Source organism: Nocardiopsis sp. CNS-639 (genome assembly GCF_000381685.1).
GTDB lineage: Bacteria > Actinomycetota > Actinomycetes > Streptosporangiales > Streptosporangiaceae > Nocardiopsis > Nocardiopsis dassonvillei.
In genome coordinates this window covers 1-11,975 of sequence record NZ_KB906897.1, presented here as the reverse complement: position 1 = coordinate 11,975, position 11,975 = coordinate 1, and the positions used below count along the sequence as shown (strand labels likewise).

General features: G+C 70.5%; 11 protein-coding genes and 1 pseudogene. 5 read left to right on the top strand and 7 right to left on the bottom strand.

Annotation, left to right across the window (positions count from 1 at the left end; all coding sequences use genetic code 11):
* A pseudogene (locus G011_RS0129245) lies at window positions 1-720 on the bottom strand (hypothetical protein); the annotation flags it as partial.
* A gap of 649 nt (window positions 721-1,369) precedes the next feature.
* Here G011_RS0129245 and G011_RS30465 point away from each other — a divergent pair.
* The 4 genes from G011_RS30465 to G011_RS0129225 all read left to right on the top strand — a co-directional run bounded on the left by G011_RS30465 (window position 1,370) and on the right by G011_RS0129225 (window position 6,037).
* The gene (locus G011_RS30465) at window positions 1,370-2,023 is read left to right on the top strand and encodes an LmbU family transcriptional regulator (RefSeq protein ID WP_026338776.1); all 654 of its coding nucleotides are present in this window, start codon (window positions 1,370-1,372) and stop codon (window positions 2,021-2,023) included.
* 194 nt (window positions 2,024-2,217) lie between these two features.
* A complete protein-coding gene (locus tag G011_RS0129235; protein WP_019611587.1) occupies window positions 2,218-3,330 on the top strand; it encodes a DegT/DnrJ/EryC1/StrS aminotransferase family protein in 1,113 nt (370 codons plus the stop codon).
* Window positions 3,327-4,703 carry an NDP-hexose 2,3-dehydratase family protein gene (locus tag G011_RS0129230; RefSeq protein WP_019611586.1) on the top strand — a complete coding sequence of 459 codons (1,377 nt, stop codon included), beginning with the start codon at window positions 3,327-3,329 and terminating at the stop codon, window positions 4,701-4,703. The genes G011_RS0129235 and G011_RS0129230 overlap by 4 nt, the downstream gene beginning before the upstream one ends.
* Window positions 4,704-4,750: 47 nt before the next feature.
* Entirely contained in the window at window positions 4,751-6,037 is a 1,287-nt protein-coding gene (locus tag G011_RS0129225) for an activator-dependent family glycosyltransferase (protein ID WP_019611585.1), read from the top strand.
* Between the two features lie 52 nt (window positions 6,038-6,089).
* Here the strand turns inward: G011_RS0129225 and G011_RS0129220 are convergent, their stop codons facing one another.
* On the bottom strand, window positions 6,090-6,374 hold the full coding sequence (locus tag G011_RS0129220) for a hypothetical protein (protein WP_019611584.1): 285 nt from the start codon (window positions 6,372-6,374) through the stop codon (window positions 6,090-6,092).
* Between the two features lie 41 nt (window positions 6,375-6,415).
* Window positions 6,416-6,847, bottom strand: a complete 432-nt coding sequence (locus G011_RS0129215) for a hypothetical protein (protein ID WP_019611583.1) — start codon at window positions 6,845-6,847, stop codon at window positions 6,416-6,418.
* 571 nt (window positions 6,848-7,418) lie between these two features.
* Here G011_RS0129215 and G011_RS31955 point away from each other — a divergent pair.
* A complete protein-coding gene (locus G011_RS31955) occupies window positions 7,419-7,523 on the top strand; it encodes a hypothetical protein (protein WP_013155697.1) in 105 nt (34 codons plus the stop codon).
* A gap of 108 nt (window positions 7,524-7,631) precedes the next feature.
* Here the strand turns inward: G011_RS31955 and G011_RS0129205 are convergent, their stop codons facing one another.
* The 4 genes from G011_RS0129205 to G011_RS30460 all read right to left on the bottom strand — a co-directional run.
* On the bottom strand, window positions 7,632-8,783 hold the full coding sequence (locus tag G011_RS0129205) for an ABC transporter permease (RefSeq protein WP_013155696.1): 1,152 nt from the start codon (window positions 8,781-8,783) through the stop codon (window positions 7,632-7,634).
* Window positions 8,780-9,973 (bottom strand): ABC transporter permease, encoded by a 1,194-nt coding sequence (locus G011_RS0129200; RefSeq protein ID WP_019611582.1) that lies wholly within the window; start codon window positions 9,971-9,973, stop codon window positions 8,780-8,782. Before G011_RS0129200 ends, G011_RS0129205 begins: the two co-directional genes overlap by 4 nt.
* Window positions 9,974-9,975: 2 nt before the next feature.
* Window positions 9,976-10,911, bottom strand: coding sequence for an ABC transporter ATP-binding protein (locus G011_RS0129195; RefSeq protein ID WP_155979868.1), 936 nt, complete (start codon window positions 10,909-10,911; stop codon window positions 9,976-9,978).
* Between the two features lie 190 nt (window positions 10,912-11,101).
* Window positions 11,102-11,975, bottom strand: an 874-nt coding sequence (locus tag G011_RS30460) for a nucleotide disphospho-sugar-binding domain-containing protein (protein WP_019611580.1), incomplete at its 5' end; no start/stop codon positions are given.

Below are 11,975 nucleotides of genomic sequence, written 5' to 3'. Positions count from 1 at the left end.
GGGGACGACGGCGCGTCCGTTGTAGGGCACGTAGCGGATGGGCAGGCGGTGGGTGCCGGTGGGGGCGGGCACGCCCAGGGAGGCGGGCAGGTAGTCCAGGGTGGCCTGGCCGCGGACGAGGGTTTCGGAGAAGTCCACGCCGTGGCGGGCGGCGCGGTCGCCCAGCCACGCGGCGAGGGGGTCGTCGCGTTCCTGTGGGGGCTGTCGTTCCATGTGGCGCAGGTACTGTTCGCGCATCGCGGCGAACAGGTCCAGGCTCCACAGGAAGCGCACGTGCGCCGCACCGCACGCCTCCGCGGCGATCGCCGCGGAGAAGGTGATGGGCTCCCACACGACCAGGTCGGGGCGCCACTCGCGGCAGAAGGCGACCAGGTCCTCCAGCATCGGGTCGTTGACGACCTTCCACCACAGCGGCACCAGCACGTCGCGGTAGGCGGCCCGCAGCTCCTCCCCGGAGGGGGCCTCCGGAGCCGCCACGCGCATCATGTCGAAGTCGGGGCGCATGTCCCGCGCCATGCGCCCGACCCAGGCGATCACCTGGGGGAGCACGTGGTCCGACCCCGCGGCGACGAACGGCAGCCCGGTCGCGGCCACCGTCGGCGCGAGTTCGGGCTGGCTGGCGACGCGCACCTCGTGCCCGGCGGCGCGCAGCGCCCAGGCCAGGGGGGTCATCCCGATGAAGTGGGTCTTCTCGGAGAACGTTGCGAACAAGATACGCACCGGAGATCCTCGCTATCTGTCAGAAATGCTAGGCCGAAGGTCACAAATGAATTGGTAAAACCTTTCCTCACATGAACTTCCTCCTTGCGTCCGGGCTCCGTCGCTGAGAGTGAGCGCCGGTCGGGCCGCGTGTCGTCGAGCCGGGGCGCGCGGTTTGGCGTCCCACCTGCGCGACTTACCGTGTGCGCCGCCTAGCACAAAGTGCTTAATAATCAGGGGGTTGCCTGTACGCTCAGCTATCTCATACGCTGCTTTACGAACGGCGTTGACCGATACCGGCCATGTTGACGGACTGGTTATCGCCGGTTATCCACGACCGGTTTCGCTGCGGCATCGGCCAGGGAGGGTCTTCAGGCTCCAGTTGATTTCTTGACCTCTTTAAACCAGTTTGAAGACTGTGTCCGTTCTGTGCTCACCGCATATCTGCGCTGAGGGGTTGAGGATCGACTTCTGTCGACCGTTCCCCTTTTCACGTGTGCTCCCATGAACCCGGCGTCGACGTGTGCCCGGACCCTTGTCCGCACAGACCGCGAACATGCGCAGTGAGCCCTCTTACCGATATCAGACCACCTTGTCTTACAAGACGACTGATCCTGGCCCGAGCGCTGAGTTCTCTTGCCCTCTCAGGAAGGTCGATAAGGGGACCCACATGGAAGCAGTGATGAATCCGGACAGCCACGCCAGCCCCCAGGCGAAGGTCCCCGAAGCCAGACGGAGCCGGTCCGCCGCGAACACGGGCGGCCGACGGGGCGCCTCGGGCAACCCCACCCGCAGAACGAGCCTCCACCTGCCCGACGGCATGGCCATGGTCGACTGGGAGCGCTGGGGACAGCACATCTTCGTCATCTCCGACGCGTCCGCCTGGTGGCTCGGGGACTGGCTCATCTACGGCCAGGAGAACTACCCCCAGCGGTACAAGCGCGCGATCGAGAAGACCTCCCTCGACTACCAGACCCTGCGCAACTACGCCTGGGTCGCCAGGAAGTTCGTCCCCGCCCGGCGCCGCGAGAAGCTGAGCTTCCAGCACCACGCCGAGGTGTGCGGCCTCCCGGAGGAGGAGCAGGAGCGCTGGTTGGCCGAGGCCGAGGCGGGCCGCTGGTCCCGCAACGAGCTCCGCCGCCGCATCCGCCTCAAGGCCCGGGGAGTGGACCCCGCACGGGAGACCATATACGTTCAGGTGGCCATTAACCCAGAGCGGAAGAGGCAATGGCAGGAAGCCGCCGAGAGTTCTGGTATGAGTTTCCCGGAGTGGGCTTCCAAGGCCTTGGACATGGCTGCCAAGAAAATGATTGAGGTCGGCTGAGCCGAGGTCCCGGGTACGTTACGGACCCGCCGTTTATTTTGACTCCCCCCGTGGGAAAACTCCCGCCGGCGATTCTTCTGGTGTGCCGGAAACCGGTACGGAGCCGGGTGATCGCCGCGCGGGGGCCACCCTTGCTGACACGATCCAGGCGCCCGGTTCTCCCGGCCGCGGGCGACCTGAAAACGGAGGAACACATGACGACCTATGTCTGGGGCTACCTGGAGGAGTACGAGAAGGAAAGGGAGGACATCCTCGACGCCGTGGACAAGGTGTTCAAGTCGGGGAAGCTGATCTGGGGCCCCTCCCTGGTGGCCTTCGAGGAGGAGTTCGCCCAGTACCACGGCGTGGCGCACTGCGCGGGCGTCGACAACGGTACCAACGCCATCGTGCTCGCCCTGCGCGCCCTGGGCGTCGGTGAGGGCGACGAGGTCATCACCGTGTCGAACACGGCCGCGCCCACGGTCCTGGCCATCGACCTGGTGGGGGCGCGGCCGGTCTTCGTCGACATCGACCCGGACACCTACCTCATGCGTGTGGACCAGGTCGCCGCGGCGATCACCGAGCGCACGCGCTGCATCCTGCCGGTCCACCTGTACGGGCAGTGCGTGGACATGGCCCCGCTGGAGGCGCTGGCCGCCGAGCACGGCCTGGTCGTCCTGGAGGACTGCGCCCAGGCGCACGGAGCCACCCACCACGGGCGCGTGGCGGGCTCCATGGGCCACGCCGCCGCCTTCTCCTTCTACCCGACGAAGATCCTCGGCGCCTACGGCCACGCGGGCGCGACGATCACCAACGACCCGGAGGTCGACGCCGCCCTCCGGCGCCTGCGCTACTACGGCATGGACCAGGAGCGCTACTACGTCGTCACGCCGAACGGGCAGAACAGCAGGCTCGACGAGGTCCACGCGGAGATCCTGCGCCGCAAGCTCGGCCGCCTGGACGAGTACATCGAGGGCCGCAGGGCGGTGGCCCGCGCCTACGACGAGGCGCTCGCCGACACGGACCTGGTCCTGCCCGCGACGGCGCCCGGGAACGAGCACGCCTACTACCTCTACGTGGTCCGCCACCCCGAGCGGGACCGGATCATCGAGGAGATGAAGGCCCACGACGTCGCGCTCAACGTCAGCTACCCGTGGCCCGTCCACACGATGTCCGGCTTCGCCCACCTGGGCTACGAGACCGGGAGCCTGCCGGTGACCGAGAAGCTGGCCCACGAGATCTTCTCGCTGCCGATGTACCCCTCGCTGCCCCGGCAGGAGCAGGACCGGATCATCGAGGCCCTGACCAAGACCCTGGCCAGGCTGTGACCGGTTCCGGGGACGGAGCCCGGTTCGCGCTCTCGGCGTCGGACCGGGCGGTACCGCTGGTGTCCGACGCCGAGTTCGCCCGGTGGTGGGAGAGCAGGCCCCGGCACGAACTGCTCTCCGTCGAGCGGGTCGGCTTCGACCACACGAGCAGCTGGTCCTTCTCCGCCGGGACCGGGGACCTCGTCCACGAGAGCGGCGGCTTCTTCTCCGTCCGGGGGCTGCGCGTGGCCTCCGGCGGGGCGGTGGTGCACCAGCCGGTCATCGACCAGCCGGAGATCGGCATCCTGGGCATCCTGGTCAAGGAGTTCGACGGGGTGCCCCACTTCCTGATGCAGGCCAAGTTCGAGCCCGGCAACGTCAACCTCCGCCAGATCTCGCCCACCGTGCAGGCCACGCGCAGCAACTACACGGGGGTCCACGGAGGCCGGGCCACCCCCTACGTGGAGTACTTCCGCGCTCCGCGCCGCGGCCGGGTCCTGGTGGACGTGCTCCAGTCCGAGCAGGGCGAGTGGTTCTGGCGCAAGCACAACCGCAACATCGTCGTCGAGGTGGGACCCGACGAGGAGGTCCCCGAGCACGAGGACTACCGGTGGTTCACGCTCCGGCAGATCCACGGGATGCTGCGCCGGGACAACCTCGTCAACATGGACGCCCGCACGGTGCTGTCCTGTCTGCCGGTGACCCGGGGGGAGGGGCCGGAGCCCGCGGACCCCTTCGAACGGGCGCTCGCGCGCTCCTACGGGGACGGCGCGCTGCATCCGATGACCGGTGTGGTCAGCTGGTTCACCGAGGCCAAGACGGTCGTGGACTGGCGCTCCGAGCTGCTGCCGCTGCCCCGGGCCGAGGGGTGGCACAGGACCGGGGACGAGATCTCCGGCGGCCCCGGGTTCCGGATCATCATGGTCTCGGTCTCGGCGCGCATCCGCGAGGTCGCGTCCTGGACGCAGCCCCTGCTCGCCCCCGAGAGGCACGGGTTCGCCGCCTTCCTGGTGCGCGAGATCGGCGGCGTGCTCCACGTCCTGGTCCGGGCACGCGCCGAACCGGGGACCCTCGACCGCGTCGAGATCACCCCGACGGTGCAGTACTCGGCCTCGGCGGAGGCCCTGGGCCGCCCGGAGCCCTTCGCCGCCCAGGCGGAGTCGCCGCCGGCCCACCGCGTGCGCTACGACGCCCTGCTCTCGGAGGAGGGCGGGCGCTTCCACCACGCCCAGACCAGGTACCGGATCGTCGAAGCCGATCCGGACCTGCCCGCGGAGGTCCCCCCGGACTTCCTCTGGGTCACCGTCGCCCAGCTCATGGAGCTGGTCCGGCACGGCCACTACCTCAACATCGAGGCGAGGACCCTCCTCGTCTGCCTGCACACCCTGGGCTGAGGGCGGGGCGCGCCCCGCCCGGCCCGGACCGGGAGGAAGTACCGCACATGCGCGTGCTCGTCGTCAGCCAGGCGGAGAAGACCCACCTGCTGGGCCTCATCCCGCAGGCGTGGGCCCTGCGCGCCGCCGGGCACGAGGTGCGGGTGGCCAGCCAGCCCGCGCTGGTCCCCGTCGCGGCGCGCACCGGGCTGCCCGCCGTCCAGGTGGGCCGGGACCACCTCTTCCACCAGCTGCTGACCACGTTGAAGGGCCTGGGCTTCGGCGACAGCCGGGGCTTCGACATGACCAGGAGCGATCCGGAGGCGCTGGGCTGGGACTACCTGCTCGACGGCTACCGCGAGTTCGTCCGGCTGTGGTGGCATCCGGTCAACACGCCCATGCTGGACGACCTCACCGACCTGTGCCGCTCGTGGCGCCCCGACCTGGTCCTGTGGGAGCCGACCACCTTCGCCGCGCCGGTGGCGGCCCGGGCCTCGGGCGCGGCGCACGTCCGGGTCCTGTGGGGGCTGGACGTGTTCTCCCGCACCCGCCGCCGGTTCCTGGAGCGCGCCGCCGCGCTGCCCGCCGCCGACCGCGAGGACCCCCTCGCCGACTGGCTGGAGCGCAGCGCCCGGCGCGTGGGCGCCGACTTCTCCGAGGACCTGGTCCGGGGCCAGGCCACCCTGGACCCCTATCCGCCGGGTGTGCGCCTGGACCCCGAGGAGGGCGTGCGCCACATCCCCCTGCGCTACGTGCCCTACAACGGGACCGCGGTGGTGCCCGACTGGCTGCGCTCCCCGGGCGGGCGCAGGCGGGTCTGCCTGACCCTCGGCTCGGCCGTTCCGGAGAAGTTCGACGACCGCTACCGGCTGCCCCTCGCGGAGCTGCTGGAGTCGGTCGCCGGACTGGACGTGGAGGTCGTCGCCACCCTTTCCGCCGAGCAGAGCGCGCGGGCCGGAACCCTGCCGGACAACGTCCGGGTGGTGGAGCACGTGCCGTTGCACGCGCTCATGCCCCACTGCGACGCGGTGGTCCACCACGGGGGAGCCGGGACCTTCTGCACCGCGGTGTTCCACGGTGTCCCGCAGCTCGTCCTCCCCGAGTTCTCCATGGCCCAGTACGTCTTCGACGAACCGCTGCTCGCCGAGCGGATCACCGGGTTGGGGGCGGGCCTCACGCTGGCGGGGGCCGGGATGACCGGCGGAGAGGTCGCCCTCCAGGTCGGGCGCCTGCTCGACGAGCCCCGCTTCGCCGAGGGCGCGCGCGTGCTCCGCGACAGGGCGCACGGGATGACCAGCCCGGCCGGACTCGTCCCGGTGCTGGAGGAGCTGGCCGCCGAGGGCCGAAGCGCCTGAGAACGGGAACGCCGTGTCCGCTACGGCGGCGGACACGGCGTTCCCGCCGGGGTCACGCCCTGTCGGGCGACCCCTTCTGCTCACGGATCCTCTCCGCCACGAACCCGGCCAGGTCCTCGAAGCTGCTGCCGGTGAACTCCGACATGTCCTCCAGGAGGGACACGTTGTAGACGTCCTCCAGGGCCAGCACGAGCTGCACGATCGAGAACGAGTCCAGGTCGCTCGTCTGCGAGGGCTCGGGGAGGTCGAACTGGGGCTCGTTCGACGTGAACATCAGGACGGTCATCGCCTGGACCTTGATCTGGGACAGGATCTCGCTCTGGTCTACTGCGGCCATCGTTGCCGAACCTCTTCTCTGGTGTGGTGGGGGTGGCGTCCTCAGCCCGCGTCGGGCCCCTGGGAGAGACGCTGGACGAACTTGGCGCCGTAGCGTTCCCAGCGCTCGCGCTGGATGACGAAGTGGGAGGCGGACTCCAGGCCCGGGGGCCGCCGCGGGGGCTCCGACTCGGTCACCATGGTCGGGTGGTCGCGCAGGCCGTTCGCCCGCTCGCCGACCGACCAGAAGCGGACCTCGTCCACCGGCCACGCGCGGAAGGCGCGGTCCACGGTCAGCACCGTGGCCTCCAGCGCGATGCCGACGGCGTTGGCCCCCTCGTCCACGACCACGTCCACCTGGACCCACCGCTCCTCCCGGTCCAGGCGCGAGAGCGAACAGAACCCCAGGACGGCGCCGGTGGAGGGGGCGACGGCGAGGAACTGCTCCGCCGCGTCCGCGGCGTCGCGGGGGAGCGGCCTGACGAGGTCGTCCATTCCCGGGAATTCGGGGACGCCCCTCTCCGCCAATGCGCTGACGGCGGCGGCCGCGCCCAGGTTCTCAACCGGTCGGAGCCTGACTCTGCGTGTTTCCACGGTATTTTCTGGCACGCTCTCCTGCCTCAAATTTTTGTCGGTTCGCAGCCGTTCCGTTCCTGCCGTGTGCCGGAAGGGGGAGGATTCCCGAAAACGGGGACGGAGGGAATGGGGACGTATCGGGGGTTCCCGCCGCCTGTCCCGCCAGCGGGACAGGCGGGGCGGCTCCGGTTACCTTAGCCGCCTGGAGAGCTCTGTTCTGGCAGGTACAGGCGGTTCCGCCCCCGCCGCCGGGCAGCCCCGACCCGGCTCCCGCCGCATCCCGCCAGGTGCGCCCGCCATTCCCCGCCGCAGGGCCGCCGTCAATTTTCCCGGACTCGGGGAAAGGGGCTCTCGGATATGGGAAGGAAGCGGCGGGGCGGGCGCTGTTATCGTGAGACGACCCTGGCACAAAGCCGGGTCGGATCGCGGTGCGGGCCCGGGTCGAATGCCTCGGGCAGCCCGGGATTCCTTTCTCCTGAAAGGTGAAGAAATGGCCGTGAGCGACGTTCTCGACCTGCAGTCCCTGGAGGCGGAGACCCTCGTTGAGGAGGGCGCCTTCCTCAACAGCGGTGCCAGCCTCGTGAGCTGCAGCTGACGCCCTCCCACCGGGCGGTGACGGACCGGTCCGCCTGATCCGCCGCCGCCCCCGGAGAAGGGGTGCCGCGTCCGGCCACGCCGGGCGCGGCACCCCGCCGGGGCCCGCCTACCTGGTGACCGCGGCGCGGAAGCGCCAGACGCCCAGCGCCAGGAGGACGGCGGCGTACCCGAGGAGCACTCCCACGTGCGGGAGCACGTCCACGAGTGAGGCCTGGTCGCGGACCAGTGCGCTGAACGCGTCGTAGCCCCAGGCGTGCGGGGTCAGGAACGCGATGGTGGTCATGGTGTCGCCGAAGGACTCCAGCGGGAGCATGGTGCCGCCGAGCGCGCCCGCCCCGAGGCTGATGCCCACCGCCGCCGCCAACGCGCCGCCCTCGGTCCTCGCCAGACTGCCGAGCAGTAGCGAAGCGCCGCTGCTGACCAGGCAGAACGCGGTCACCACCAGCGAGGTGGCGAACAGGTTCCCCCACGCGACTCCGAACAGCAGGGCCGACCCGAAGAGGATCAGCAGGGCCTGTGTCAGGGCGATGAGGAACCTGCCCAGCGCCTCGCCGAGGACGATGGACCCCGCCGAGGTGGGGGAGGCGTACAGGCGCCGCAGGACCCCCGAACGCCTGGCCTGGACGATGCCCAGCGACGTCGTCAGCGCCGTGATGAAGGTGTAGAGCAGCAGCAGCGGGGGGGCCGCCAGGCTGTGCGAGGAGACGCCCTCGGGGAACGTGGCCTCACCCGCGGTGACCACCTCCACCCGGACGCCGGACACCTCGGTCTCCTCCGCGTCCGCCAGGCGCTCCTCGAACCCGTCGTCGCGGACGCTCTCCGTGACCCGGGCGGTGCTCAGCAGCGCCGACTCCTGCGCCACCACGGAGCGGACCCAGGTCCCCACGTCCGCGGCGGCCCAGTCGTTGCCGCGTGTGACGAGCTCCAGCTCGACCTGCCCGCCGTCGCGCACCAGGTCCCCGTAGTCGTCCGGGACCACCAGACCCGCCTGGACGTCCCCGGCCTCCACCAGGTCGCGCATCTCCGTCTCGTCCAGACGCAGGACGTCGATGCGCTCGTCCTCCTCCAGGGCGCCCACGAGGCGCTCGGCGAGCCCTCCGCCGGAAGGCGCGACGACGCCCAGGACCGGTTTCCCCTCCCCGTACATCAGCCCCATCATGAAGACCATCAGGAAGGGGAGCAGCAGGACGAAGAAGATGTTCGTCCGGTCGCGGAAGACGCGGCGTACGTTGAGGACGCCGATGGTCAGCGATTTCATGAGTTCACCATCCGTCCCATACGGAACAGCGCGACGGTCGAGCCGGCGAGGCCGAGCACGAGCAGGACCGCGCACGGCAGGAGGACCGAGCCGACGCCTCCCGCCGAGAGCTCGCCCAGGCCGAGCAGGAACCACCGGTGGGGGGTCAGGTAGCTGACGACCGCCAGCGCGTTGAGCTGCGAGATCGGGAACAGCGCTCCACCGAACGCTCCGAGCAGCATCGCCAGGACCGAGAGCCAGTTGGCGGCCTGTTCCGAGCTGCGCGCGAAGCTCGCCACGGCGGCGGTGAGCCCGATGACGGCCAGCACGCCCGTGGTGATCAGCGCCGCCGCGCCCAGCGGGTCGCCCCAGTCGGCGCCGAAGAACAGGGTCGTCGCGACGGCCAGGACCGCCATGTTCGCCAGGCCGATGAGCAGTCCGCTGGAGAGCTTCGCGACCAGGATCGCCCCCCGCGGGATCGGGCTGGCCAGGAGGCGCGCCAGGGTCCCGCCCGCCTTCTCGTCGAAGATGCTGGTGACGCTGAACATCGCCGCGAAGAAGACGAAGAAGAACGCCATGGAGGCCGAGTAGTAGGTGGCGGTGCCCAGCTCCCGCCACTCCAGGTCCGCGTCCTCGACCACCGTCAGCGGCGGCGCCGCCGTCTCCGCCTCCTCCAGGAGCCGGGCCGCGGCGGCCGGGTCGGGTTCGGAGTCGAAGCCGGTGGCGATCGCGAGTCGGATGCGGTGGTGCTCGGTGGCGTAGGCGCGGCCGATCTCCCGGGCGATGTGGGTGGCCACGGGGGAGTCGGCGTCGCCGACGACGGTGAGGACCGCGTCCTCGCCCGCCTCCAGCGACTCGGTGAAGTCCTCGGGGATGAGGAAGGCCGCGTCGGCGTCCCCCGCCTCGACCGCCTCGCGCGCCTCGCGCTCGGAACCGGCCTCGGACAGCTCCAGCACCCCGTCGTCCTCCAGGGGGCGCAGCGCCTCGTCGACGAAGCCCTCGCCGAGCGATCCGGAGTCGCCGTCGACGACCACGTACTCCGAGCTCGTCCCCTGGGACGTCCCGTCGCCGAGCAGCATGTTGAAGAAGAAGGCCACTCCGAGCGGCAGGAGCAGCCCGAAGACCAGCAGGCTGCCGTCCCGCAACCGCTGGCGCACGTCCTTGGCGACGATGGCCGCGGTCATGGAGAGGGCGTTGGTTCCGTTCGCCATGGCTACTCCCGGAGTCCCTTCCCGGTCAGGCGCAGGAAGACGGCTTCCAGATCCGGCTCCTGGACCTCGACCGACCTGATGCCCGCGCCCTCCTGCGTCAGGGTGTCGAGGATGCGGGGCAGGACGTCCCTGGCGTCGGGCGTCAGGAGCCTGATCCGGTTCCCCTCGCAGGTCGCCTCGTCCACGCGGTCCAGCGCGCGCAGGGCGCCGAGCAGCCTCTCGCCGGGGGAGTCCAGGGTGACCAGGACCGTGTCGTCCTCGCCCACCTGGGCGACCAGTTCGCGTTGCGTGCCCTCGGCGCGGATGCGGCCGCCCTCGATGATGCCGACGCGGTCGCAGAGGCGTTCGGCCTCCTCCATGTAGTGCGTCGTGTAGAGCACGGAGACGCCGCCCCGGGTCAGGGCGTCCACGCTCTCCAGGATGGAGTTGCGGCTCTGGGGGTCCACGCCGACCGTCGGTTCGTCGAGGATGAGGAGTCTCGGGTTGTTGAGCAGTCCGAGGCCGATATTGAGCCTTCGGGCCATTCCTCCGGAGAATTTGGATACGGCCTCACCGGCGCGCTCGGAGAGGCCGACTGTTTCCAGGACCTCCTCCGTCCGGCTGCGCGCCTCCGATGAGGAGAGCCCGTACATGCGCGCGAAGAAACGCAGATTGTCGCGTGCGCTGAGGTCGTGGTAGAGGGCGAGTTCCTGGGGGACGAACCCGATGAGGGACTTGCTTTTCCTGTTCGTGACGCTGTGCTCGACGCCGTCCACGAGGATCGTTCCGGCGTCCCGGCGCAGGATGCCGGTGATCATGCCGATCGTGGTGGACTTGCCTGCTCCGTTGGGTCCCAGCAGGCCGTAGGTCTCCCCCTCGTCGATAAAGAAGCTGACGTCGTCGACCGCCAGGTTCTTCCCATATCTCTTGCTCACTCCTTGGACTTCCAGGATGGGCACGGGCCCTCCTCGCTCCTCTGTGCCTTCGCGGTCCGCCGGGCGGTCGGCTGTTTCGCGCGTTCCTCCCCGACGCGGCCGCGCCCTTTCCGCGCCGCCTTTTCTCCGTGGCGTTCCGCGGTCCGGGCCAGTGAACCACAGAAAGTGTCCGTTTATGTTCCGGTTGTTTTCGATGTGGCGTTTCGGCCTGGTTTCATTTGCTTCGGAATGCGGGCCGGCGTGCGGTGAGGGTGTGGGCGAGGTCGGCGGGGGTGGGCATGGCGTCCATGCGTGCGCGCAGGGCGTGGGCGGCGCTGGTGTGGCGGGGGTCTTCCAGGAGGTCGCGTACGCCGGCGGTGACGGTGGCGGCGTCCAGGCGGTCGGGGTCCATGACCAGCGCCGCGCCCTCGGCCGCGACCGACGAGGCCAGCAGGGGTTCGTCGAAGGTGGGCCGGGGCGAGACGAGCTGCGGGACCCCGTGGGCCAGACCGGTCAGGACGGTGCCCGTCCCGCCGTGGGTGATCATGGCGGCGCAGGTGGGGGCCAGGGCGTGCAGGGGCACGTACTCGACCAGGCGGGCGTTGCCGGGGACAGTGCCGAGCCTCTCCTGCTCACTGGCGGGCAGGGTGGCCACCACCTCCACGTCCAGCTCGGCCAGACCCTCCAGGACCGTGGCCACGTCCACCCCGAACCTGCCCAGCCACGCCGCCGTGCTGGTGCCCAGGCACAGGGCCACCCGGGGGCGGGTGGGGGGTGTGCGCAGCCAGTCGGGGACGACCGCGCGTCCGTTGTAGGGCACGTAGCGCACCGGCAGGTAGTCCAGGTGCGCGGGCGTGTCCACCCGCAGGGACGCGGGGATTTGCTCGACGGTGGCCTGGCCGTGGACCAGGGTCTCGGAGAAGTCCACCCCGTACCGGGCCGCTCTGGCTCCCAACCACGCGGCCAGGGGGTCCTCCCGCTGTGAGGCGGGCTGCTCGCCCATCCGCGCCAGGAAACGCGCGCGTACGGCGCCGAACACGTCCGCGCCCCAGGGATAGCGCACGTGCGCGGCCCCGCACGCCTCCGCGGCGATCGCCGCGGAGAAGGTG

Excerpts from the sequence above, each read along its gene's own strand:
- G011_RS0129200 (WP_019611582.1), bottom strand. The coding sequence starts at position 9,973 with ATGGCGAACGGAACCAACGCCCTCTCCATGACCGCGGCCATCGTCGCC.
- G011_RS0129215 (WP_019611583.1), bottom strand. The coding sequence starts at position 6,847 with ATGGACGACCTCGTCAGGCCGCTCCCCCGCGACGCCGCGGACGCGGCG.
- G011_RS31955 (WP_013155697.1), top strand. The coding sequence starts at position 7,419 with ATGGCCGTGAGCGACGTTCTCGACCTGCAGTCCCTGGAGGCGGAGACC.
- G011_RS0129225 (WP_019611585.1), top strand. The coding sequence starts at position 4,751 with ATGCGCGTGCTCGTCGTCAGCCAGGCGGAGAAGACCCACCTGCTGGGC.
- G011_RS0129220 (WP_019611584.1), bottom strand. The coding sequence starts at position 6,374 with ATGGCCGCAGTAGACCAGAGCGAGATCCTGTCCCAGATCAAGGTCCAG.
- G011_RS0129205 (WP_013155696.1), bottom strand. The coding sequence starts at position 8,783 with ATGAAATCGCTGACCATCGGCGTCCTCAACGTACGCCGCGTCTTCCGC.
- G011_RS30465 (WP_026338776.1), top strand. The coding sequence starts at position 1,370 with ATGGAAGCAGTGATGAATCCGGACAGCCACGCCAGCCCCCAGGCGAAG.
- G011_RS0129235 (WP_019611587.1), top strand. The coding sequence starts at position 2,218 with ATGACGACCTATGTCTGGGGCTACCTGGAGGAGTACGAGAAGGAAAGG.